The organism is Rhizobium sp. P1_E1 (genome assembly GCF_056406015.1).
In genome coordinates this window covers 1-23,736 of the sequence record NZ_JBFUAY010000032.1, presented here as the reverse complement: position 1 = coordinate 23,736, position 23,736 = coordinate 1, and the positions used below count along the sequence as shown (strand labels likewise).

Genomic DNA, 23,736 nt, shown 5'->3' with positions numbered 1-23,736 from the left:
AGGTTGCGCGAGGCCAGTATCATATCCAGTCCCGGCGGCAGGTCGCTGATCCTGTTGCCGCCCTCCGGACGTTCGCCCAGCCTTTCTGTGACGAAGGCGGTTTGCCCGTCTTCGCTATCCGGCCTGCAATGTCGCCATCTTGGCGCCGAAGCCGATGAAGACCACGCCTGTCGCGGCTTTCAGCCAGCGCTGGAAGCGCTGGTTGCGCGCAGCTCTGGCGAGCCTCGCAAAGAGCAGGACCATCGAGCCGAACCAGATGACGTTGAGGCTGGCATGGACGGTGACCAGAAGGAAAGCCTCGCCGATCGCGGCCCGGCCATTGGCATCGTGATAGATGAACTGCGGGAAGACCGCGAGGTAGAACATCGACACTTTCGGATTCAGGGCGTTGGTGAGGAACCCCTCGAGGAAGGCGCGGGGGAGATGCCTTACCTTACGGGAAGGGGCCACTGACGTTACGGAAGCATAACCGCGCCAAGCACCGACCAGCGCCTTGATACCGATCCAGCAGAGATAGGCGGCGCCAATCAATTTGACGACGAGGAAGGCCTGCGCCGACTGCGCCAGCAGCAGGGAGATGCCACAGATCGACAGGGTGCCGTGCACATAGAAGGCGGCGACGAAGCCGGCAATATTGGCGAAACCGGCGCCACGCCCCGAGGCCGGCACCGTCTTGGCGATGAGGATGCCGTTGGGCCCGGGGGAGATGATCAGCAGCGCGGTGACGAAAGCAAAAGACAGAATTTCAGCAATCGACATTGCGCGCCTTTCCTGGGCTGGTTTCGAGGGCGGCCTTGAAGCCGACGGTCAAGTATGTCGTCGCCGATACCGCCGTCAATATCCAATCCTCGAGGGTGACGGACCCGCCCGGGAGGACTGGACCAGGCCTGGCCCGCGTCCCAATTGTGGAAGCGATTGACTTGCTATCGTGAAGGACTAAGCTTTACGCCATACAACCACCACTCACACGCGAGAGATAACGGAGGGTGTGAGTGGCTGGCAACCTTGAGGAGGATGAGGTTTGCCATGGATTACCGTGTTGTTCTGCTGATCGGCGCATTCGTGATTGCTCTTTTCCCTGGTAACGCCGGGGCGCAGGAGGGCGATGCGACGGCGGGTGCCACCGTTTTCAAGAAATGCGCGACCTGTCATGTCGCCGATACCGATACGAACAAGGTCGGCCCGTCGCTGAACAAGCTGTTCGGCAGAAAGGCCGGGACGCATCCGAATTTTGCCTATTCGGCCGGAATGAAGGCTGCCGGCGAGGGCGGTCTCGTCTGGGACGAGACAGTGCTGCGCGACTATCTCCACAATCCGAAAGCGAAGGTGAAGGGCACGAAAATGGCCTTCGTCGGCGTGAAGGACGACAAGGAGATCACCGATCTCATCGCCTATCTCAAGCAGTATTCCCAATGATGGGCAGCAATACTCCAAACGACGGTTCGCGGCCGGCGGCGCATGCCTAAATTGCCGTAATTGCCGATATTTTCTATCTGTGCGATAATAAAACAGACTTTTTTGCGGAATGCGGTTTCACGGGTCGACTGCTCAGGGAGGAGCGGAAATGGCTGTCGTGCTGATCCTCGTCCTGATTGTCGTCGGCTCCGTGCTGTTCCATGTGCTGAGCCCGTGGTGGTGGACGCCGATCGCGTCCAACTGGACCTATATCGACAGCACCCTCGTCATCACCTTCTGGATCACCGGCATCGTCTTCGTGGCGGTGGTTTCGTTCATGGCCTATTGTGTCTTCCGCTTCCGGCACAAGCCGGGCAACAAGGCGCATTATGAGCCCGAGAACCGCAGGCTGGAATTGCTGCTGGGAGGAGGAACGGCGCTCGGCGTCGCGGCGATGCTGGCACCCGGCCTCATCGTCTGGAACCAGTTCATCACGGTGCCTGCCGATGCCGCATCGGTTGAGGTCGTCAGCCAGCAGTGGCTATGGAGCTTCCGGCTGCCCGGAGCCGACGGAAAGCTCGGCCGCGCCGAGACGCGCGACGTCACCCCGGAAAATCCGCTCGGCCTCGACAAGAATGACGCAAGCGGTCTCGACGACGTTATCATCGAGGGCGGCGAGCTGCATCTGCCGATCGGCAAGCCGGTGCACATATTGCTGCGCTCCGTCGATGTGCTCCACGATTTCTATGTGCCGGAATTCCGCGCCAAGATGGACATGATCCCCGGCATGATCACCTATTTCTGGTTCACGCCAACGCGGAYGGGGACCTTCGAGATTCTCTGCGCCGAACTCTGCGGCGTCGGCCATCCGCAAATGCGCGGCACCGTCGTCGTTGACGAGGATGCGGACTACCAGACCTGGCTCGGGCAGCAGCAGACATTCACCCAGTTGACGGCGTCATCGGAAGCGTTGCCGCCGGCAAACTGAACCGGTCAGGCGGCGTGCCGGTTCAAGGAACCGGCGGGGAAAAGGGAGGAGAGAGATCATGGTCGAGATTCCATCCGGAAGCATTCCATCCGGTAGTGCTGGCGCCATCCCCTCCGCCGAAGTCGAGGATGTCGAGCTTTATCATCCACATAGCTGGTGGACGAAATATGTGTTCAGCCAGGATGCCAAGATCATCGCCGTGCAATATTCGATCACCGCCATCGCAATCGGCCTGGTGGCGCTGGTGCTCTCCTGGCTGATGCGGATTCAGCTCGCCTTTCCCGGCTATTTCGCCTTCATCGATGCCGATCACTATTACCAATTCATCACCATGCACGGCATGATCATGGTGATCTATCTCCTGACTGCGCTCTTCCTCGGCGGCTTCGGCAATTATCTCATTCCGCTGATGGTCGGCGCGCGCGATATGGTCTTCCCTTACGCGAACATGCTGAGCTACTGGATCTATCTGCTTGCGGTGCTGATCCTCGCCGCCGGCTTTTTCGCGCCTGGCGGCCCGACGGGGGCGGGCTGGACGCTTTATCCGCCGCAATCGGTTCTGTCAGGCACGCCTGGCGGCAAGGACTGGGGCATCCTCTTGATGCTCTCCTCGCTGATCGTCTTCATCATCGGCTTCACGATGGGCGGGCTGAACTATGTGGTGACCGTGCTGCAGGGGCGGGCGCGCGGCATGACGCTGATGCGGATGCCGCTCACCGTCTGGGGCATCTTCACCGCGACCGTGATGGCGCTGCTTGCCTTTCCCGCGCTCTTCGTCGCCTGCGTCATGATGATGTTCGATCGCGTGCTCGGCACCAGCTTCTTCATGCCCGCCATCGTCGAAATGGGCACGCAGCTGCAGCACGGCGGCGGCAGCCCAATTCTCTTCCAGCACCTGTTCTGGTTCTTCGGGCATCCGGAGGTCTATATCGTCGCACTCCCGGCCTTCGGCATCGTTTCGGATCTGATCAGCACGCATGCGCGCAAGAACATCTTCGGTTATCGCATGATGGTCTGGGCGATCGTCATCATCGGGGCGCTGAGCTTCGTCGTCTGGGCGCACCACATGTATGTCAGCGGCATGAACCCGGCCTTCGGCTTCTTCTTCGCCACCACGACGCTGATCATCGCCGTCCCGACGGCGATCAAGGTCTACAACTGGGTGCTGACGCTCTGGCGCGGCGACATCCACCTGACGCTGCCGATGCTTTTTGCGCTCGCCTTCATCGTCACCTTCGTCAATGGTGGTCTGACCGGCCTCTTCCTTGGCAACGTCGTCGTCGACGTGCCGCTGTCGGATACGATGTTCGTCGTCGCGCATTTCCACATGGTCATGGGTGTGGCGCCGATCCTCGTCATCTTCGGGGCGATCTATCACTGGTATCCGAAGGTCACGGGACGCATGCTGAACGACGTGCTCGGCCATATCCACTTCTGGATCACCTTCCTCGGCACCTATGCGATCTTCTTTCCGATGCACTATCTCGGCCTGCTCGGCGTGCCGCGTCGCTACTTCGAGATGGGAGAGACGGCCTTCGTTCCGCCTTCGGCCCATACTCTGAACATCTTCATCACCGTCATGGCGCTGATCGTCGGGGCCGGGCAGATGGTCTTCCTGTTCAATCTGGTCTGGAGCCTTTTCCGGGGCAGGGAGTCCGGCGGCAATCCATGGCGGGCAACGACGCTCGAATGGCAGACGCCGCAGACGCCGCCCGCGCATGGCAACTGGGGTAAGGATCTGCCTGTCGTCTACCGCTGGGCCTATGACTACAGCGTGCCGGGGGCGGCCGAGGATTTCATTCCGCAGAATGTGCCGTCAGGCGGCGGCGTAACCCGGGAGATCCACGCATGAACGTCATCCTGGTCTTCCTTGCCGCCATCGGCGCCATCATCTTCTGGTGGCTGGCAGGGCAACGGCTGACCTCGAAGCCCTGGCTGGAAACCGGGTCAGTACAGCTGCCGGCTCATGACGGCGTCGACCGGCAACAGTCGCCCGCGCCGGCAGTGAAAATCGGTCTCTTCGTGTTTCTCGGCGTCGTCGGCGCCGTCTTCAGTCTTGCCGTCAGCGCCTATTTCATGCGCATGGCGTCCGCCGATTGGTGGGCAATGCCGGTTCCGCGCCTCCTCTGGGTGAACACCGCAGCACTCGCCTTGAGCAGCGCCGCGCTGCAATGGGCCAAACGAGAAGCGGGGCATGGCCGCATGGAAAACCTGCGGCCGGCGCTTGCCGCCGCGTTTGTCCTTGCCGTCGCTTTTCTCGTCGGACAGGTCCAGGCATGGCGGGAGCTGGTATCAGCCGGCTACGTGCTTGCCGACAATCCTTCCAACAGCTTCTTCTATATGCTCACCGGCCTGCACGGCCTGCATATCCTCGGCGGGCTTGCCGTGCTTTCGCACACGACGGTCAGGGCATTCTCTACCGACATTGCGCCGGAGAGGCTGCGCCTCAGCGTCGATCTTTCCGCCATTTATTCGCATTTCATGCTCGCCGTCTGGCTCTTGCTCTTCGCGCTCTTTGCTGGCTGGGCAAATGATTTCGTCGATCTCTGCCGCACACTTCTGAACTAGGAGATTTGCAGATGGCACAGACTATCGGGATACACGGTGAGCCAGACGTAAGGCCCGCCGGCCTGCGCGGTGTCGCCGCCGATTTCAGCTCGGATCAGCGCGCCTTCAAGACCGCCTCCTGGGGCAAGGCGATGATGTGGATCTTTCTGCTCAGCGACACCTTCGTCTTCGGCTGCTTCCTGATCGCCTATATGACCGCCCGCATGTCGACGCCCGTTCCATGGCCCAATCCGAGCGAGGTCTTCGCGCTGCATATCGGCGGCCAGGACGTGCCGCTGATCCTGATTGCGATCATGACCTTCGTGCTGATCTCCAGCAGCGGCACCATGGCGATGGCGGTCAATTTCGGCTATCGCCGCGACCGCCGCACGACGGCGATCCTGATGCTGCTGACGGCCGTTCTGGGCGCATGTTTCGTCGGCATGCAGGCCTTCGAATGGACGAAGCTGATCACCGAAGGCGTGCGTCCCTGGGAGAACCCGTGGGGGGCGGCACAGTTCGGATCGACCTTCTTCATGATCACCGGCTTTCACGGCACCCACGTGACGATCGGCGTCATCTTCCTCCTCATCGTCGCCCGCAAAGTCTGGCGCGGCGATTTCGACCAGGAACGGCGCGGCTTTTTCACCAGCCGGAAAGGCCGCTACGAGGCCGTTGAGATCATGGGCCTCTACTGGCACTTCGTCGACCTGGTCTGGGTCTTCATCTTCGCGTTTTTTTATCTGTGGTAGGGCTTCTATCTGTGGTGAGGTCGTCATGAGCGAAACAACGGCGCATGCACAAAGCCAAACGGTGCACGCACAAGCACACACCGGACAGCAGCACCCGATCCGGCTCTATCTCCTGGTCTGGGGCCTGCTCTTCGTGCTCAGTGCAGCGTCCTACATGGTCGATTATCTCGGCGTCCAGAGCTACTTGAGGTGGACGCTGATCCTGCTGTTCATGATGCTGAAGGCCGGTCTGATCGTCGCCGTCTTCATGCACATGGCCTGGGAACGGCTGGCGCTCGTCTACGCCATCCTGCTGCCGCCGCTGCTGGTGCTGGTTTTTGTCGCGCTGATGGTATCGGAAGCGGACTACACGATCTTCACCCGGCTCGCCTTCTTTGGGGCTGGGCCGTAGGGCAGCAATCGGCGGTCTTCGTTGTCGGTCCGATCGTATTTGCTTTACTTTTACATCTTCGATCAACGTCTCGAAGATAGGTGGTTTCCCTTCTTCTCCCAGGACCGCAGCGCACGCCAGAGCACCGTGTTGTCTGCATAACCTAGCACACGCGCAATCTCGGACATCGGTGCGACTTGTTGGTCGCCGAGATAATGGGCGGCGAGTGTTTGGCGGTGCTGGCGAACGAGATCGCGAAGCGACACGCCTTCCTCCGACAGTCGGCGCTGCAGGCTTCGCGGCGACATCTTCAGTTCGGCGGCAAGGGTTGCGACCGTGATCGGCCTTTGGCCGAGATAGATGCTGATCAGAGCCTGGACCTTTTCCGTGACGACATCACCGGCCGCTGGCTCGTTGACCAGATCGCCGATATGCCGTTCCAGGATTTCGATCAGGCTTTTGTCTTCCGAACGGTACACACGATCGGCATCCGCCTTGTTCATGACGATCCGGTTGCCGGATTGGCCGAACAGGATGGGCGCGCCATAGATGCGTTCCAGCACGCTGGCGTCGCGCGGGGCCTGGTGCTCAAGCTGGATTTCGATCGGCCGCCAGCCACGGCGGAAGCACGACCGGACGAGCTGACACGAGGCGGCAATCGTGAATTCGCTGTCCTGCCGGCGTGGCCACATGCTGGGATCGACGATCCGGTAGGTCCAGACAAAATCGCCATTCTCCTCGAACACGCCGGAACTGGTCGCGCCCTGGACCGCGTTGACATATTTCGACAGCCGTTCGAAAGCGCTGCGAATGGTCGGCGAGAGCGCAAAGAGCATGCCGATAGGGCCGATGTCGGCGGGCTTGAATCCGGTGCCCATGCGGGCTCCCAGTGCCGGTTCGCCGGTTATGGTCGCCGCATCCTCGAACAGCGCGACATAACGCGCCATGGGCAGGACAGCATAGGGGTCTTCCAGTTGCGAGCGCAGAATGCCGTGCGAAGCCAGAAGAAGGTCGGTTTTCCCGGATCTTTTATCGATTTGTTGCACCAGCGGGATCAAGACAGAGGCTCGAATTGAAGCAACTGCGGGCATGCGGCTGATCAAATGCGATGCAACTGCCATTTTCAGCGTCTCCGGTGACCTTCGTGGCGCGAATTATCGATTCATTGGCATAAACTGCAATTTCGGGGCCAGATCGCCGCGCTTACCTTCTTCGCAACAGACAAGCAAAGAGGGGTTCTCCATGACACTGGAAGCAAGCATGCCCGCACCATCATCGCCGGAGCGTCGTCTGGCCAAGGACTCGGTGGGCCTCGCCCACATCGTGTTCTTCGTCGTTGCTGCGGCCGCGCCGCTCACGGCCGTCGTCGGCGCTTCGCCGGCCGCCTTCGCTTTTGGCAATGGCGCAGGCGTCCCCGGCGCTTTCGTGCTTGCCGGCCTGCTCTACCTGCTCTTCTCGGTCGGCTTCACCGCCATGAGCCGGCATGTGGGCGGGGCAGGAGCCTTCTACACCTATATCACCCATGGCATCGGCAAGCCGGCTGGCGTGGGTGGCGCCTTCATGGCGCTGGTCACCTATAGCGCGGTTCAGATCGCCATTTATGGCCTGTTCGGTTTCTTCATGGCCAATGCCATAGCGCCGCTTGGGCTGGTCCTGCCCTGGTGGGCTTGGGCCTTCGCAGCACTCGTCGTCGTGCTGGTCTGCGGTCAGCGCAACATTGCCTTCTCAGGCGCGATCCTCGGCGTCTGCATGATTGCCGAAATCGCCATATTGCTGGTTCTGGATCTTGCCATCGTCTTTTCAGGCGGCGGACCAGAAGGCATCAGCTTCTCCTCCTTTGCGCCATCGTCGGTCTTCGCGCCCGGTCTTGGTGTGGCGCTGGTCTTCGTCATCGGTTCCTTCATCGGCTTCGAAGCTACGGCCATTTTCGGCGAGGAAGCCGAAGATCCGGAAAAGACCATTCCCCGCGCCACCTATGTTGCCGTGCTGCTCATCACCCTCTTCTATGCTTTCTCCACCTGGGCAATCGTGCAATTCTACGGTCCGGGCAAGGTGCAGGCTGCTGCGGCTGCCAGTCTCGACAGCTTCTACTTCACGGCCGCCAATTCCGTGCTTGGCGCATGGTCGAGCCAGGCGATGAACGTGCTGCTGATCACCAGCCTGTTTGCCTGCATCCTGTCCTTCCACAATACGCTCAACCGCTATTTCTTCGCCCTTGGCCGTGAAGGCCTGGCCGCACAGGTGCTTGGCAAGGTTCACGCCAAGCATGGCTCACCCTATGCTGCAGGTCTGCTGCAAAGCCTGATCGCGGCCGTCGTCCTTGGCCTGTTCGTGATCTTCGGCGCCGATCCCTACACCGTCGTGTTCTCGTGGATGGCGGCGCTTGCGGGTATCGGTATCCTGCTGGTGCAGGTGCTTGTCTCCGTCGCGATCATCATGTTCTTCCGCAAGACGCCGAACAGCTACAGCGCCTGGACCACGATGATCGCTCCGACGCTCGCGCTCCTCGGCCTCATTGGTTCGCTGGTGCTGGTCAGTTCCAATCTTTCACTCCTTTCCGGCAGCGAAAGCCTGATCGTCAAGGCTTTCCCCTATGCCATGGTGCTGGTGGGCATTCTTGGCGCGCTGTTTGCGATCCGGATCAAGAGATCCAACCCCGCTCTCTACGCCTCGCTCGGAAAGGTCTTTGAATGAGTGCCGTTGCTGAATGTGCACCCGTCGATCGCCTTCTGGTTCTCGCGGTCGCGATCCTTGCCGGCGCAACATTGCTGGTTGCCGTCGAGGCCCACGCCTTCTGCTCGGTGTTCTGCATTCATCCAAACCTGATGATGATCGATACGCAGATCTGCTCCGGTCGATCCTGATCACCGCAGCTTGCGACGCGCCATGGTGCGTCGTCTCTCCCGAAACCAAGAGGCCCGAAACCAAGAGGTATACCAATGGACGCCGTTGTCGCAGTCACCCATCCGCTCGATCCCCTGAGCCTCGCTGAGATCGCTTCTGCCGTTGCCATACTCAAGGATACGCAGACACTCGCAGCCACCTTCCGCTTTCCGATAACCCGGCTGGAGGAGCCGACCAAGGCGGATCTTGCCGCCCATCGCCTGGGCGAGAGGCTGCCGCGCCTCGCCTTCATCCTGGCAAGCGACATCAGCAATGGCGAAACCTTCGAGGGCATCGTCGACCTGACTACCGGCACGGTGTGCTCCTATATCCGGCTGCCTCTCGATGAACTGCCCTATGGCCAGCCGCCGATCATGCTGTGCGAATTCGAAACTGTTGAAGGCACCGTCAAATCCGATCCGCGCTGGATCGCTGCCGTCAAGAAACGCGGCATTACTGACGAGGATATTCCGCTCATCCAGATCGATCCTTTTTCCTCGGGCTATTTTGGCCGCGAGTTCGAGAAGGGAAAGCGCATCGTCCGCGCCGTGTCCTATTGGCGCGAGGATATCCGTGACAACGGCTACGCGCATCCGATCGAGGGCGTGGTGGCGGTGGTCGATCTGATCGCCAACCGAGTGGTCGATCTCGTCGACGATGAGAAGATCATTCCGGTCCCGAGGAAGAAGCGCAATTATGGCCGCGAAACCTTCCCGGAACCGCGGCCTGATCTCAAGCCGCTGCATATCGTTCAGCCGCAAGGGCCGAGCTTTACTGTCGACGGCTGGAAAGTCGAATGGCAGAACTGGAGTTTCCGTGTCGGGTTCACCCCGCGCGAGGGGCTCGTTCTGCATGAACTCGGCATCAAGGATCAGGGCAGGCTACGGCCAGTCGTCTTTCGCGCCAGTGTCACTGAAATGGTCGTGCCTTACGCCGATCCGACCGCGAACCACTATTGGAAGAGCGCCTTCGATGCCGGCGAATATGGTCTCGGACGCCTGGCCAATTGCCTCGAACTCGGCTGCGACTGCCTCGGCCATATTCACTATTTCGACGTGCCGGCGGCGGATGATTTCGGCCAGCCCTTCACCATGAAGAACGCCATCTGCATGCATGAGGAAGATTACGGCATCCTCTGGAAGCATTACGAATTCCGCAACGGTATTTTCGAAGTGCGCCGTTCGCGCCGCCTCGTCATCTCCTTCTTCGCAACCGTCGGCAACTACGATTACGGCTTCTACTGGTATCTCTACCAGGACGGCACGATCCAACTCGAAGCCAAGCTCACCGGCATCATCCAGACGGCGGCGGTCGCGACCGGCGAAACCTATCCATGGGGCGGCATGGTCGATGACAATCTCGGCGGTCCGACCCATCAACATTTCTTCAATGCGCGCCTGCACATGGATGTCGACGGCGGCGACAATACCGTGACCGAACATGAGTTCGTGCCGCGTCCCTGGGGTGAAGACAATCGCTATGGCAATGTCTTCGATACCAGGACCCGTGTGCTGAAGCGCGAACTCGACTCCCCGGCACTCGCCAATGGCGAGACCGGCCGTTACTGGAAAGTCTCCAACCCCAACATCCAGAACAGTGTCGGCAAGGCGCCGGGCTACAAGATTGTCGTCATGCCGTCGCCTGTCATGCTTGCCCAGCCGGATTCGACCGTTGCCCAGCGCGGCGGCTTCGCCAAGAAGCACATCTGGGTCACCGCCTTCGATGCCAGGGAAAAATATGCGAGCGGCGATTACCCAAACGTGCACGCCGGCGGCGACGGTCTGCCGGGTTATGTCAAGCAGAACCGTAATATCGAGAATGCCGATGTCGTGCTCTGGCATTCCTTTGGCCATACCCATGTCTGCAAGCCCGAAGATTTTCCGATCATGCCCGTGGAATATGCCGGCTTCACGTTGAAACCGAACGGCTTCTTCGCGTCCAACATCGCCATGGACCTGCCGCCGGAAGGAAACGGCCAAAGTGTCGACAGTCGCCTGCAGCCTTCGCCCGACGACATCGGAAACGGTTCCTGCTGCCACACATAGCTGTAATACTACGGCTGTTCCTTTTTAAATTGCTTTTTGATAGTCCGACGGATTGTAAGAAAGGCAGGGAACAGAATGCAGTGGCTTCTCCAGCAGTTCGAAGATACCAACAAGCTGGCCGAGGCGCTCGACCAGCTCGGAATCTCCTACACATGGCACAAGGTCGTACCGTTTGTCGGCGAGCTCATCCCCGAGCCGGTCGTTGCTGATCCGGGTTCAGTGGTCATGTTCGGCTCCTACACGCTGTGGAAGAACGCCGAGGCGAACGGTTACCGGCCGGGTGTTTTTAAACTGCGTCCTTTTGTTCACGAACAGGCGTGGCACCCTTACCTCCTCAACGGTGCTGATGCGCTGTTCCTGACACTCCAGGATGTCCCCCAGCGTCTGGCGGATGACGGCAGGGACTGGTTCCTGCGCCCGGTCGACGACAGCAAGGAGGAGCCCGGAAATGTTAAATCGACCGGCGAGATCATCCGTATGGCAGAGAGGGTGCTGGCGCTCGACGAAGATGAAATCCCCAAGGGTTCACTTCGTCACGACACGCTGCTGATGCTCACCGAGCCCGTTCGCATCCTGCGCGAATGGCGTCTCTGGGTCGTCGACGGTCGGATCGTCACCTATTCGCTCTACAAAGACGGATCGCGTGTCGTCCATCGCCACGAGATTGATGACGATGCGCAGCGCATGGTCGACATCAACGCCGGCTACTCCCAAGCTTATGTCATCGATGTCTGTCGGACGGAAGAGGGACTGAAGCTGCTCGAGACGAACTGTCTCAATGCCGCCGGGTTCTACGCCGCAGATCTCGTGAAGCTGGCGAGGGCGATCGACGGCCTGGCCCGCACCTGACGTCTTTCCGGCGATGGAATGACGCTGTAGAGTTGCAGAATGTTTGCCCGACTATCCCACCCGGAGGCTCCGTATGGCTGAGGTCCTGTTGTTTCACCACGCACAAGGGCTGACCCCGGGTGTGCGCGCGTTCGCCGATGACATCAGGGCAGCCGGCCATATCGTGCACACGCCTGACCTGTTTAACGGACGCACATTCCCGAGCATCGAAGAGGGTCTCGCCTACATCGGGGAGATCGGATTCGACGAAGTCAGGGAGCGCGGTGTCCGGGTCGCCGACGAATTGCCGCCCGGGCTCGTCTATGCTGGGTTCTCGTTCGGCGTGCTGCCGGCGCAGAAGCTGGCGCAGACACGCCCCGGCGCCCGAGGGGCGTTGCTCTTCTATTCCTGCCTGCCGATCAGCGGCGAGTGGGCCTTCGGACCCTGGCCGGACGGCGTCGCGGTGCAGATCCACGGCATGGACAACGATCCGATCTTCACAGGTGAGGGCGACATCGACGCCGCCCGCGAGATCGTCGCGAAGGTCGAAGACGCGGAGCTTTTCCTGTACCCAGGCGATCAGCACTACTTTGCCGATAGCTCGCTGCCGTCCTATGACGCCGATGCGACCGCGCTGCTCACCCTCCGCGTGATCGAGTTCCTGAATCGCGTCTGATCCAGACATTCCGCGAGAGATCCGGTTTGGCTCCGGCAAGCCGTCCTGAGATGGGTGCCGTTCATCCTGCGTCGCGGCTTCGGCGCGGCGCGGACTATTCGGACGCCACGCAGAAATTGTTGCCTTCGGGATCATTCAAGACCGTGTAGCCATCTGCTTCCCGGACGAAGGTCGCTCCGAGGGATAAAAGCCGTTCTACCTCCCTGGCCCGATCGGGGGTGGCAATATCGAAATGAAGCCGGTTGCGGGCGGGACGTTCCCCCTGGCGGAGGTGGAAGCAAAGGCGGGTTCCGGGACCTTCGACCATCACGGTCGGGTCAGTTTCTGGCGTCAGTCCGAGAGCGGCCAGGCGGGCCAGTTCGTCGTCGTCATATGGCATCACTTCGTAGCCATCGAGCGCCTCCGCCCAGAACTGGGCGACACGCGAGGGAATGTCGCAATCAATGACAATTTCTTTCAGCCTTGCCATGGAGCTCTTCAAGAATTGTTCGGCCGGCGATGGCAAACGCGTTCAACGACCGCACCGCCGACTGCCGGCAGCAATGCAAAAAGCACGAGATGCGGTGTCTCCGTCAGCCCCAACAGGCCAGACATGAGGAAGGCGACCAGCAAACCTGCCAGCGCCCCGGCTGCATAGGGCAGATAATCTTTCAAGAGAGCCTCGGTCTTGTGCTGATATCAAACATTAGCTGCGTCATTCGCTTGAGATAGAGATCTTTGCGTTATCGGCAATGGTTGGCTGCGGTCGAACCTCACGCCGACCGATCGGCCTATGCGGAATGTCACAATGTTGGTAGGGGGCAGATCGATCAAACGATGTGACCCGGTGCGCCTGATTTTGCAGGAGACGACCATTTTCTTTCGCGCTATGAAGACTGACCGCATATCCCGCCACATCCGACACCGAGGTCCTTCCCATGGCTTTGAAAATCCTTTTCGTTGGCGGTACCGGCCAGATTTCATATCCGTGCGTCGAGCGCGCTGTGGCCCAGGGTCACCATGTCAGCGTCTACAACCGCAGTTTGAGAGGCGACCCATTGCCTGCGGGGGTTACCTCGATCGTCGGCGATCTCGCGGCACCCGCCTATGTGGACTTGTCCAAAGCCAATTATGACGTTGTCTGCCAGTTCATTGCCTTTACACCCGATCAGATTGCGCGCGATATCGATGTGTTTGCGGGGCACTGTGGCCAGTACATCTTCATCTCTTCGGCCTCGGTCTATGAAAAGCCACCGCGCCACTACGTGATTACCGAGCAGACACCGGCGATCAACCCCTACTGGCGCTATAGCCAGGACAAGATTGCCTGCGAGACGCTGCTCAAGAATTCCCAGAATCTCGCCTGGACCATCGTACGTCCCAGTCACACCGTTCGCACGGGCCTGCCCATCATGATGGGCGACAGCGATGTCATGGCGAGACGCATGCTGGATGGTGAGCCCACCATCGTGGCGGGCGATGGCCATACGCCCTGGACGCTGACCCGCTCGGTCGATTTTGCGGTGCCCTTTGTCGGGCTTTTCGGCAAGCCTGCGGCGTTGAACGAGATCTTCCACATCACCTCCGACCGCGCCCACATCTGGAACGATATTCAAACGGCGATCGCCAGATTGCTTGATGTCGAGGCCAGGATCGTACACGTGCCGACGGACACCTTGGTCCGCTACAATCCGGAGTGGGTTGGACCTCTCCGGGGCGACAAGGCGTGGTCGGCAATCTTTGACAACTCAAAGGTCAAAAGCGTGGCAGGCGACTTCACCTGCGCCGAGAGCCTTGATGAAATTCTGGCGGGGCCGATCATGCATCTCAAGCAGCGCCTGGCCAAGAACCGCCCGCCAAGGGGCGATCTTGATACTTTGGTCGATCGGATTTGCGCTGCGCAAAGCGCTCTCGGCTAGGCAGGTCCTCGTAGAGCAACTTTCCGAAAGACACGGCGCAGGCGGTCGTGCCCGCGCTGATCACCCGGACTTGCGATGTCGCCGATCTCGACAGCCTGTCGGGTTGGCTGGAAAACAACCATGCAGACCTCAACGGCGGATTGAGAGTTGCGGCCGGCGGCCCAAAGGGTCGGACGAGGAATCACGGCAGGCATTCACAAAAAATCCCAGCCTAAAACGCGTCCTAAAACATGATGGAGGTCGCGCCGGGTGAGGATCTCGGCAATGATGGCCATCTATTCGCCACTCCGATCCTACCAGGCCATGCTGTTCGTTCCGCTTCCCTTCGTCGTTGCCATTCTGCTGCTTGTCCTCTTCGTCACCGTCCTCCGGCGCGACGAGGAGACGCAGCCCAACCGGCCGTTTCTGGCACTGATCCTGCTCGCCGTGCTGCAATCCGTCCTCTCCGGGCTGCGCTGGGGCTACGGGGTGCAGGCTGTGGGTGTGATCGCGCCCGTCACCGCGGCGATGGTGCCGCCGCTTGCGTATGCCGGGGTTTCCAGGCTGGTGAGGACGAGCCGGCGGCCGCTGGCGGCGCGGATTGCGCTGCATGCCGTGCCCGCTGCCGTCATCCTCTTGTTGATGGTGGTCTGGCGGGATGTGATCGATATCGCGCTGGTGCTTGTTTTCGTCGGTTATGCCCTGGCGATCCTGCTTCTGATGCGGCCGGGCGCGGATGCGCTTCGGCTTGCGCCCTTCGAGGGAGCGGTGCCGGCCTATCGGGCAATCATCTTCGCGGCGGCGGCGCTGTGCCTGTCGGCCTCGGTCGATATCTTCGTCTTTCTCGACTTCACATGGACGCATGGCGAGCATGCGCTGACGCTGATCAGCGTCAGCAACCTTGCCGTCCTTGTCATCCTCGGCATTGCGGCCGCCGCCGCCAGCCGAAGCCGGGCGCCGGCCGAGACGATGGAGGCGGCGCTGAAGCTCGAAACGACCGAGGACAAGGAGACGATCGCCACGGTCGATGCGCTGATGGAGGCAAAGAGGCTCTATCGCGACGCCAATCTCAATCTCGACCGGCTGGCCCGTAAGGCCGGCATTCCCGCCCGCCAGATCTCAACGGCGATCAACCGGGCGATGGACAAGAACGTCTCGCAATATGTCAATGATTACAGGATCGGCGAGGCCTGCCGGCTGCTTGCCGCTACCCAGAAATCGGTGACCGAAGTGATGTTCGAGGTAGGCTTCCAGACCAAGTCAAATTTCAACCGCGAATTCCGCCGAGTTACGGAAATGACGCCGCTCGCCTGGCGGCAGAAAAAGGGCGGCGCGGGCTTCCCTCCAGTGTCATCCTGAAGTGACGCCAGTCCTCTTCCGCCTCGTCCTGAGGCGCCCCTAAGGGGCATCGAAGGACGGGGCTGGCCACCGGCACTTCATCCAGCCAGCATGCAGCCTGCCCCCACGCAATCACCCGCCCTCGTGGTTCGAAACGGCCCTTCGGGCCTCCTCACCACGAGGGCTGACCCGGATGCCCCGCGCTGCCACGTACACAATCGCGATCGAGGACTGTCTGGAACGTGTTCGAGGTCGTGATTTCAGCCGGATCGGCGATGCTTGCGGCATGAACACGACATCAGAACATGACCGAGACCTTGCCGCCAAGCTGAGATCACTTTCGATCGAGCCCGCGGCCTTCAAGACAGAGCCGCCGGAGCGCCGTGCCCGGCGGCGAGTGATCCCTCGAGCAGTGCTGGCCGTTGCTGCGACGGCATCGCTAGCGGTGGTTCTTTTCTATCGGCCAGAGACGCTGGAGCGCATCGAAAGCATGCTTGCAGGCTTCGAGGACAGCGACTCTGCGATATCCGCTGGTGGAGCGAAGGCGCCGGCCGAGGGCGGCGCTGCTGCCGAGCGCGGACGGGCGTTGCCTGCCGATGAAGCAGCGAGCCCGGCCTTGCCAATCCGGGAAGTCACCGGCTCCGGCTACGTCGTGGCGCCCGATATCGCCACCGTCTTTTCCAAATATGAGGGCCGGATCGTCGCCGTCGAAGTCGAGGCGGGCAGCAGGGTCGCGGCGGGGCAGGTGCTGCTGCGGCTCGACGATGCGGGCGCCCGCTTTGCGCTTCAGGCGGCCGAGATCGCCCGGCAATCGGCGGGGCTGGCGCTTGCGGCGAAGACTATCGAATTGGCGCAGGCGCGGTCTTCCCTGACGCGCACCGAGCGGCTGGCCGGGCGCGATGCGATGTCGGCGCAGACGCTGGAGGAGGCGCGGACGGCCTTCGACACTGCCGAAAATGCCGCCCTGCGGGCACGGCAGGATGTGGCCAAGGCGGATCTCGATATCGAGAGGGCGCGCGAGCAGGTGGAGGCACTGGCCGTCCGGGCGCCGATATCGGGCACCGTCACGCGGCTCGACGCGCATGTTGGTGACACCGTGCTGTCGCGCGAGGACAGCGTGCGGGAGAATGAAAGCCTGCTTGCGATTGCCGACATGACAGACATGGTCATCGATGCCGATGTGGCCGAGGCCAATATCGCACTGATGCGGCCGGGCTTGCGTGGGGAGGCGGTGCTCGACGGCTTTCCTGACCAGCCGTTTGCGGTCGAAGTATCGAAGATCGCGCCCATGATTTCGCGGGAGAAGGGGACGGTGACGCTTCGCCTGTCGCCCTCCTCGCCGCCGCCAGACATGCGCCCCGCCATGGCCGCGCGCATCCGCCTTGTGGTGGACGAAACAACAAATTTCGGCCCGCAGGCGGGCGGACCTGCGACCTTTCGGCCGCAGGCCGCGGATATCACAGACCATCAGTAAGGAGCAGAGCGATGGTCGACTCTCAAGAACCCTATATCGCGCTTCGCGGCGTCCGGAAGGCATTCAGGATCGGCGCGGAGACGATCCCGATCTTTTCCGGGCTCGACCTTTCCATCGCGCGCGGCGATTTCATCGCCGTCATGGGGCCGTCGGGTTCGGGGAAATCGACGCTTCTCAACATGCTCGGCGGCATCGACAGCCCTGATGCCGGGGAAATCAGGATCGGCCGCAGCCATCTCGAGCAGATGGGCGAGGGCGCCAGAGCCGCATGGCGGGCGCATGGCATGGGCATCGTCTTTCAGTTCTACAATCTGCTGCCGATGCTGAATGCCGGCGAGAATATCGAGCTGCCGCTGCTCTTGAAGCCGCTCGGGCGAAAGGAGCGGCACGCCCGCGTCGAGACCGTGTTGGAGCTCGTCGGTCTTGCGGGCCGGCAGCGGCAGTTTCCATCGAGCATGTCCGGCGGGCAGCAGCAGCGCGTCGGTATCGCGCGCGCCATCGTCGGCGATCCCGACCTTTTGCTCTGCGACGAGCCGACCGGCGATCTCGACCGGAAGTCGGCCAACGATATCCTGGAGATGCTGGGCTTTCTCAATCGCGAGCTTCATAAGACCATCATCATGGTCACGCATGATCCCGAGGCCGCCGCCTTCGCTCGGCGCACGCTGCATCTCAACAAGGGCGAATTCGTCGAGCAGCAAGGGAGGGGCCGATGACCTTCTTCCAGCTCATGCGGCGCAATGCCTGCCGCAAGCGGTTCAGGGCAACACTACTGATGTTCTCGGTCGGCATCGCCTTCCTGATCTATGCCCTGACGGCGAGTTTCCTCGGCGGCAGCCAAGGGGCGGCCGGCGCCAGCGACAATCTGCTCGGCGTCTTCAACAAATCGGGCCGGGGGCTGCCGCTGCCGTTCGCCTATCTCAACCGGATCGCTGCGGATGGCGATGTCGCCGCGGTCGCCTATACCGCGCGCATGCGTGGGTTCGTCGAGGTGGAGAAGAATGTCGTCATGACGAGCGCGGTCGATCCACGCTCGATTGCCGCTGCCAATGGCGACGAGCTTGGGCTGACGTCCGCGCTGATCGCAGCGCTCGAAGAGGGCCGCGACCGGGTGCTCGTCGGCCGGGCGTTGGCGGAGGCGCAGGGCTGGTCGGTCGGCCAGCGCATCAGCGTCACCAGCCAGCTGATAAAGGCCGATGGCAGTCGTGACTGGAGCTTCGTGATCGCGGGTATCTTCGAGGGTGCGAATGCCAGCACCGACACTTATTTCATGCTCGCCCGCTACGACACGATCAATGCAGCCCGCGCGCGCGACAAGGATACGGTCGACGCCTTCGTGGTGCGCCCGCGCCAGGGCGTGTCGCCGGGCGTGCTGGCGGCGCGGATCGATGCACTGTTTGCCAACTCGGCGGCGCAGACGCGGACGCAATCGGAAAAGCAGTTCCTCGAAGCCTTCCTGCGTCAGTTCGCCGACGTTGGCCTGATCGTCAGCCTCGTCGTCGGCGCGGCCTTCGTGACCATCCTGATGATTACGGTGAACACCATGCTCTTCGCCATCCGGGAACGCAGCTTCGAGATCGGCGTCATGAAGGTGCTGGGCTTTTCGCGCGGCCGGATCATGACGCTGGTGCTCGGCGAGACGCTGTTCATCTTCGCCGCCGGTGGGGCGGGCGGGCTCCTTCTCGCCAGGCTTGCGACGCTGTTGATCGGCCCCGAGTTCGGCCTCGCCTTCAGTCTGTCGGTGCTGTTGAAGTCCGTCGCGATCCTTGCGGGGCTTGGTCTGCTGACTGGCCTGCTCCCCGCCCTCAACGCCATGCGCCTGCCCATCGTCAACGCCTTCAGAACGAGATAGTCCAATGTCATCAGCGCTCAAGCAGATCTTTCTCATGATCAGAGTCAATCTCGGCAGCCTGCCGCGGCGGCTCTGGATCTCGCTGTCGATGGTGCTGTCGGTCGCCCTCGTGGTGGCGGTGCTCTCGGGCTTTTTGGCGATGGCGCGTGGCTTCGAGGCCGCCCTTGTCGGGGCAGGCTCGCCCGATATCGCCGTCATCCTCGGCGGCGGCACCAACCAGGAAACCGGGTCGGATGTGCCGGCCGAAGAGATCCGCAGCCTGACCGCCGCAACCGGCGGGATCGGCGTGGCGCGGAATGCCGCAGGCGGCTTGGCGCTGTCGCGCGAAATCGTCGTTGCCGTCGATGTCACCAGGGCAAGCGACGGCGCCGATCAGACGCTGTCGCTGCGGGGCATGGATCTGGCCGGCCCCGGCTTGCGCGACCTCGCCACGCTGTCGGCGGGCAGGCTGTTTTCACCAGGCGCCCGCGATATCGTCGTCGGCGCCCGCATCGCCAATGAATTCTCCGGCTTCGCCGTCGGCGACAAGGTGCGGCTCGGTGCGGTGGACTGGACGGTCGTCGGGCATTTCACCTCTGGCGGCAACGCCTTCGAATCCGAGATCTGGGCGGATCTGGAGGCGGTGCAATCGGCCTTCGACCGGCAGGGACAGGTGCAGACCCTGCGCGTGCGTCTCGATGGGGCAGGCGGGTTGCCTGTGTTGCAGGAGCATCTCTCCGCATTTCCTGGTGCGCCGCTCACCGCCCTCTCCGAGGCCGACCTCTATGCCGCGCAATCTGAGCGTACCGCGAGCCTCATCCGCCTGTTCGGCTGGCCGCTGGCGCTCTTGATGGCGGTCGGGGCAACCGCCGGCGCTTTGAATACGATGATGAGCTCGGTCTCTGACCGCACCGTCGAAATCGCCACGCTGCGCCTGCTGGGTTTCGGCCGCCTGCCGGCCTTCACTGCCACCTGGGTCGAGGCCATGCTTCTCTCGGTCGCCGGGGCAGCGCTCGGCATCCTCGCCTCATGGCTCGCCTTCAATGGCTGGCAGGCAAGCACGATGGGCGCCAACAATACCAAGATAGCCTTCCAGCTCGGCGTCACCACCGACGTGGCGCTGACCGCCGGCCTACTGGGCCTCGCCATCGGCGTGATCGGCGGCGCGTTGCCGGCGCTTGCGGCGACACGATTGCCGCTGACCTCGGCTTTGAGGGCGAGGGGGTAGAGGCTGGCTGTCTGAACCTTCCGGGCGGCTCACATCATCACGGCGACCCGTCCTGATCGGCCCGATGGAGACATCCGCAACAGGCGGAGCGCCGCCGCCTCATCTGTGCAGCCCACCGAAACTGTGGCATAACTGAGCCATGGCAATGAATGTCTTGGCGGTCCATCGCGACACGGTCGGGACGGAACAGGCGGCAGGCAATTCGCTTGCCGCCGCCTATTCCGTGGGCGTTCTCTGCTGGCTGCTCTCGGCCGGCGTCTATATCGCGGCGAAATGGGTTTCTACCGAGATGCCGCCCTGGGCGCTCTGCTTCTGGCGCGTGCTGATCGCCTTCGCGATCCTGATGCCGATCGTGCGCCGACATTTCGCCGACATGGTCGCGCTGATGTGGGCTCGCCCGCTCGAACTGCTTCTTATTGGCGGCGTGGGACTGGCGATCTGCCAGGGCATGATTTTTGTCGGCCTCGAACATGCCGATGCCACCACTGCCGGCATCATCATCGCCCTGATCCCGATCATCACCATGATCCTTGCCCGCTTGATGCTGGCCGAGCCGATGGGACGCTGGCAGGTGATCGGATCGATCCTGGCCTTTCTCGGGATCGTGGTCATCATCATCAAGGGCAGTCCGGCCGCGCTGATGCGGCTCGACTTCAACCCGGGTGAACTGTGGATCGTCGCCGGCGCGTTCTGTTTCAGTCTCTATACCGTCCTGCTCCGCCGCGCGAAATTCGACGTGAATCGCCTTGCGCTCCTGGTGCTGCTGCTCGGTGCGGCGGTGCTGACGGCGCTGCCCTTCTACCTGTTCGAGCTATTCTCAGACGAGCGCTCGACGCTCAACGGCAGCGGGCTCATCGCGCTCGCCTATGTCGCGATCCCCGGCGGGGCGGTCATGTACTACCTCTTCAATCGCAGCATCGAGGCACTGGGCGCGGCTCGGGCGGGCGTCCTCCTCTACATTCAGACCATCTTCATAGCCGTGCTCGCCTATCTGATCCTCGGCGAGCAGTTGCAACGCTATCACCTCGAAGGCGCGGCACTCATCATCGCCGGCTTGCTTCTCATCATCCTGCTGAAGCCGAAGATCAAGGCCGAAGCGGCTAGGGCCTGAGGTCTCCCCATCGCTGCGACATGGTTGCCGCTGACCTCGGCTTTGAGGGCGAGGGGGTAGGGTTTCACCTTGGAGTGCGTCTTTCGCTTACGCTGAAGGCGTTCGTCGCCGGCGCTCCCGACCCCCTGAGCGCAAGCGAAGGCACGAATCACATGGCGCACAGACGGAAGGCGACGTGTGCCTCGCGCAAACATGCCGCGATTTATTCACCTCGAAGTCGCCGATTTCTTGGCCCAAGTTGTAACTTTCGTCACACCAGGCCATTGCCTGTGGAATAAGGCCTGCGAGGCGCTCATTGCCCCATTGACAACATCTTGTCGCCTTTTTGCCGTGGCCGGTTGCCCCCGCCGCATCCGATCGGCCGATCCTGGACGATCCCGGCGGCGACATTAGCGATCCGACGAACAGGGCAACATGGCGATATGACAGTCTACTATGTGAACTCAGCGACTGGCTCCGACCGCAACGGTGGAACGGGCCAGAACTCGGCTTTTGCGACTTTGTCCAAAGTGGAATCCTTGAAACTGAAACCGGGCGACAGTGTGCTTCTTGCCAAGGGGAGCGTGTTCAACGAGCAGTTCGATATCAAATATTCCGGCACCGAAAGCGCGCCGATCAAGATCGGCAGTTACGGGACGGGGACAGCGCCCGTCATCCACAGCGGCGGCGACGGCATTCACAGTCTCTATGCCTCGAACATCATCATCGAGAACCTCAAAATATCGAATACCGGGACCGCCGGTATTTATGGCGGCAGCGTCACGAACTGGACGGTCCGTAATGTCGAGATCGCCAAGACGGGAATGTCGGAAAATGCCGGCGCCGTCACCTTCCGCAACAGCACGAACGTCACGGTCGAAGACAGCAAGATAACGGGCGTCAAGGGCGACGGCTTCTGGATCGAAAAGGTYGCCGGCGTCAAGCTTCTCGACAACACCGTGACCAGCGCGAACGGCTCGACCGCCGATGCCGTGCAGGTGAACGACAGCAGCAATATTCTGATCAAGGGCAACCATCTCGACCAGACGAACGCCGATAGCCCCAAGGGCGTGATCGCGCTGGTGCGGGCCACCGATGCCGTGATCGAGGACAATGTTCTCACCGGCGGCGGCTTCGGTATCAGCGCGCCGGCCGGCAAGAATGTCGCCATCCGCGACAACGACATATCCGGATTTCACGGCTACGACTGGTCCTTCGGCGTCGGCCTTGGCGATCAAGGCAATGCGCGGGACTATGATATTTCAGGCAACCACATTCATGACGGCGCATGGGGCGTTGCCGTCAGCGGCGCGAGCGGCACCAGCTATACCCGCACGAATATCAAGGTGCACGACAATGTCTTCGACGACCTCTCGCAGGCGGCGTTGAAGGTCGATAGGCCGGCCTCCGGCTCCTTCACCCACAATACGATCGAGACCGGCACCACGGCCACCGCTATATCGCCGTCCATCGTCGACGCACACACCTTCACCGTTAGTAACAACCATACGGTCGCCAATGTCGAAACGGTGCTGGCGAGCCCGGTTGCCAAGGCTGCCGCAGTCACGGAGGCGTCCGCGGATCCGGCTGTTGTCGCCGTCCATGACAATTTGAAGATCTTTACCGATACGGGCGAGGCCCATCGCGGCAATCTTCTCGAAAACGACAGCTCTGACAACGACACCTTGGTTCTGCGCCGGTTCGGCGACGAAAGCGTCGGCAAGCACGGCCTGACGCTGACCGGCGACTACGGCGTCATCCACGTGGACCGGGAAGGCAACTATGCCTACACGCTCGATGAAACGAAGCTTCCCGACCATGACGGCCATGTGAGCGAGTCCTTCAGCTACGGGATCAACGACGGAAACTCGCACCACACCGACGGCGATACGCTGACCGTCTACATCCATATGGATAACTTGCTGGGCTGAGGGTGCGAGGCTGCAATGACACAAGGAGAAATCCCGGAAAGTTTCCGGGATTTCATGAGCAGCCGTCAGCCCCCGTGCGGAGCGCGGACGCGTTTTTTCAAGCTCAACCGCAAGTTTTCGCCGGCCGCTTCGTTGCCGCGGGATCGGATTCAGGCAACGACCGAACGAGCACAACCTTCGCCGCAGCTGCAACCCGGTCGTGCATTGGCGGAGCAACGCCTTCCTGGATGCGCACCTCGTCCTTGCCCGCGGAACGTTGCGGTGTCTCATAATGAACCGCAGCTGCATTAAAATGCACCGGAAAGCCTGCAAAAGCGTGTTCACTGTCAGCTCCGGTGACCATTGGTCGCGGGCTGCGATACGGCTCATTCACCTTTCGGTCGTTGTTCTGTAGATTATTTTCTTATAAGTTGTAGCCTCTAATATACCGCCACCGCCAGGCGTTTCTCGGGACCAAGGCAGGCCCACAGGGGGCCCACAGGG

Annotated in this window: 23 protein-coding genes; 19 read left to right on the top strand and 4 right to left on the bottom strand. The window is 61.5% G+C overall.

Translation table 11 applies throughout. From position 1 onward, the window contains the following. Window positions 1-114: 114 nt before the first annotated feature. Window positions 115-759, bottom strand: a complete 645-nt coding sequence (locus tag AC1D1Z_RS13950; protein ID WP_018447113.1) for a LysE family translocator — start codon at window positions 757-759, stop codon at window positions 115-117. Between the two features lie 267 nt (window positions 760-1,026). Between AC1D1Z_RS13950 and AC1D1Z_RS13945 the strand changes: the two genes are divergently transcribed. From AC1D1Z_RS13945 to AC1D1Z_RS13920, 6 genes are all read left to right on the top strand, one after another. Further along, on the top strand, window positions 1,027-1,416 hold the full coding sequence (locus tag AC1D1Z_RS13945) for a c-type cytochrome (RefSeq protein ID WP_018242629.1): 390 nt from the start codon (window positions 1,027-1,029) through the stop codon (window positions 1,414-1,416). Window positions 1,417-1,564: 148 nt separating this feature from the next. After that, entirely contained in the window at window positions 1,565-2,383 is an 819-nt protein-coding gene (locus tag AC1D1Z_RS13940; RefSeq protein WP_477850876.1) for a cytochrome c oxidase subunit II, read from the top strand. Window positions 2,384-2,441: 58 nt separating this feature from the next. Beyond that, window positions 2,442-4,235 (top strand): cytochrome c oxidase subunit I, encoded by a 1,794-nt coding sequence (gene ctaD / locus AC1D1Z_RS13935; RefSeq protein WP_018447114.1) that lies wholly within the window; start codon window positions 2,442-2,444, stop codon window positions 4,233-4,235. Then, window positions 4,232-4,951, top strand: a complete 720-nt coding sequence (locus tag AC1D1Z_RS13930; protein ID WP_018447115.1) for a cytochrome c oxidase subunit 3 — start codon at window positions 4,232-4,234, stop codon at window positions 4,949-4,951. The genes ctaD and AC1D1Z_RS13930 overlap by 4 nt, the downstream gene beginning before the upstream one ends. Window positions 4,952-4,962: 11 nt before the next feature. After that, window positions 4,963-5,682, top strand: coding sequence for a heme-copper oxidase subunit III family protein (locus tag AC1D1Z_RS13925; RefSeq protein ID WP_018242625.1), 720 nt, complete (start codon window positions 4,963-4,965; stop codon window positions 5,680-5,682). 25 nt (window positions 5,683-5,707) lie between these two features. Then, window positions 5,708-6,073: a cytochrome C oxidase subunit IV family protein gene (locus AC1D1Z_RS13920; RefSeq protein WP_018242624.1), complete on the top strand. Its 366-nt coding sequence runs from the start codon at window positions 5,708-5,710 to the stop codon at window positions 6,071-6,073. Window positions 6,074-6,135: 62 nt separating this feature from the next. Here AC1D1Z_RS13920 and AC1D1Z_RS13915 read toward each other — a convergent pair whose 3' ends face one another. Next, entirely contained in the window at window positions 6,136-7,173 is a 1,038-nt protein-coding gene (locus AC1D1Z_RS13915; protein WP_047621154.1) for an AraC family transcriptional regulator, read from the bottom strand. 121 nt (window positions 7,174-7,294) lie between these two features. On the opposite strand from AC1D1Z_RS13915, the gene AC1D1Z_RS13910 reads away from it, so the two are divergent. From AC1D1Z_RS13910 to AC1D1Z_RS13890, 5 genes are all read left to right on the top strand, one after another. Beyond that, window positions 7,295-8,746, top strand: coding sequence for an APC family permease (locus AC1D1Z_RS13910; RefSeq protein WP_047621233.1), 1,452 nt, complete (start codon window positions 7,295-7,297; stop codon window positions 8,744-8,746). Continuing rightward, entirely contained in the window at window positions 8,743-8,916 is a 174-nt protein-coding gene (locus AC1D1Z_RS13905; protein WP_165403096.1) for a hypothetical protein, read from the top strand. Before AC1D1Z_RS13910 ends, AC1D1Z_RS13905 begins: the two co-directional genes overlap by 4 nt. Window positions 8,917-8,991: 75 nt before the next feature. Next, on the top strand, window positions 8,992-10,980 hold the full coding sequence (locus AC1D1Z_RS13900; protein WP_131604868.1) for a primary-amine oxidase: 1,989 nt from the start codon (window positions 8,992-8,994) through the stop codon (window positions 10,978-10,980). Window positions 10,981-11,055: 75 nt separating this feature from the next. Continuing rightward, window positions 11,056-11,829 carry an ATP-grasp domain-containing protein gene (locus AC1D1Z_RS13895; RefSeq protein WP_477850870.1) on the top strand — a complete coding sequence of 258 codons (774 nt, stop codon included), beginning with the start codon at window positions 11,056-11,058 and terminating at the stop codon, window positions 11,827-11,829. Between the two features lie 73 nt (window positions 11,830-11,902). Next, a complete protein-coding gene (locus AC1D1Z_RS13890) occupies window positions 11,903-12,484 on the top strand; it encodes a dienelactone hydrolase family protein (protein WP_018447120.1) in 582 nt (193 codons plus the stop codon). A 94-nt stretch (window positions 12,485-12,578) separates the two neighbouring features. Here AC1D1Z_RS13890 and AC1D1Z_RS13885 read toward each other — a convergent pair whose 3' ends face one another. Together AC1D1Z_RS13885 and AC1D1Z_RS13880 are read right to left on the bottom strand one after the other, a co-directional pair. After that, on the bottom strand, window positions 12,579-12,953 hold the full coding sequence (locus AC1D1Z_RS13885) for a VOC family protein (RefSeq protein WP_018242616.1): 375 nt from the start codon (window positions 12,951-12,953) through the stop codon (window positions 12,579-12,581). Window positions 12,954-12,961: 8 nt separating this feature from the next. Next, the gene (locus AC1D1Z_RS13880; protein ID WP_165403095.1) at window positions 12,962-13,138 is read right to left on the bottom strand and encodes a hypothetical protein; all 177 of its coding nucleotides are present in this window, start codon (window positions 13,136-13,138) and stop codon (window positions 12,962-12,964) included. A 263-nt stretch (window positions 13,139-13,401) separates the two neighbouring features. Between AC1D1Z_RS13880 and AC1D1Z_RS13875 the strand changes: the two genes are divergently transcribed. From AC1D1Z_RS13875 to AC1D1Z_RS13840, 8 genes are all read left to right on the top strand, one after another. Then, entirely contained in the window at window positions 13,402-14,382 is a 981-nt protein-coding gene (locus AC1D1Z_RS13875) for an SDR family oxidoreductase (RefSeq protein ID WP_130652658.1), read from the top strand. Window positions 14,383-14,646: 264 nt separating this feature from the next. Beyond that, window positions 14,647-15,720 carry a helix-turn-helix domain-containing protein gene (locus AC1D1Z_RS13870; RefSeq protein ID WP_130652657.1) on the top strand — a complete coding sequence of 358 codons (1,074 nt, stop codon included), beginning with the start codon at window positions 14,647-14,649 and terminating at the stop codon, window positions 15,718-15,720. A 172-nt stretch (window positions 15,721-15,892) separates the two neighbouring features. Continuing rightward, window positions 15,893-17,173: an efflux RND transporter periplasmic adaptor subunit gene (locus AC1D1Z_RS13865; protein WP_130652656.1), complete on the top strand. Its 1,281-nt coding sequence runs from the start codon at window positions 15,893-15,895 to the stop codon at window positions 17,171-17,173. Window positions 17,174-17,184: 11 nt separating this feature from the next. Further along, window positions 17,185-17,889, top strand: coding sequence for an ABC transporter ATP-binding protein (locus AC1D1Z_RS13860; protein WP_130652655.1), 705 nt, complete (start codon window positions 17,185-17,187; stop codon window positions 17,887-17,889). Beyond that, window positions 17,886-19,025, top strand: a complete 1,140-nt coding sequence (locus tag AC1D1Z_RS13855) for an ABC transporter permease (RefSeq protein ID WP_130652654.1) — start codon at window positions 17,886-17,888, stop codon at window positions 19,023-19,025. The genes AC1D1Z_RS13860 and AC1D1Z_RS13855 overlap by 4 nt, the downstream gene beginning before the upstream one ends. A gap of 4 nt (window positions 19,026-19,029) precedes the next feature. After that, window positions 19,030-20,232, top strand: coding sequence for an ABC transporter permease (locus tag AC1D1Z_RS13850; RefSeq protein ID WP_130652653.1), 1,203 nt, complete (start codon window positions 19,030-19,032; stop codon window positions 20,230-20,232). Window positions 20,233-20,371: 139 nt separating this feature from the next. Further along, window positions 20,372-21,343 (top strand): DMT family transporter, encoded by a 972-nt coding sequence (locus AC1D1Z_RS13845; protein WP_130652652.1) that lies wholly within the window; start codon window positions 20,372-20,374, stop codon window positions 21,341-21,343. Between the two features lie 422 nt (window positions 21,344-21,765). Continuing rightward, the gene (locus AC1D1Z_RS13840; protein WP_130652651.1) at window positions 21,766-23,253 is read left to right on the top strand and encodes a right-handed parallel beta-helix repeat-containing protein; all 1,488 of its coding nucleotides are present in this window, start codon (window positions 21,766-21,768) and stop codon (window positions 23,251-23,253) included. The last annotated feature ends 483 nt before the right edge of the window (window positions 23,254-23,736 follow it).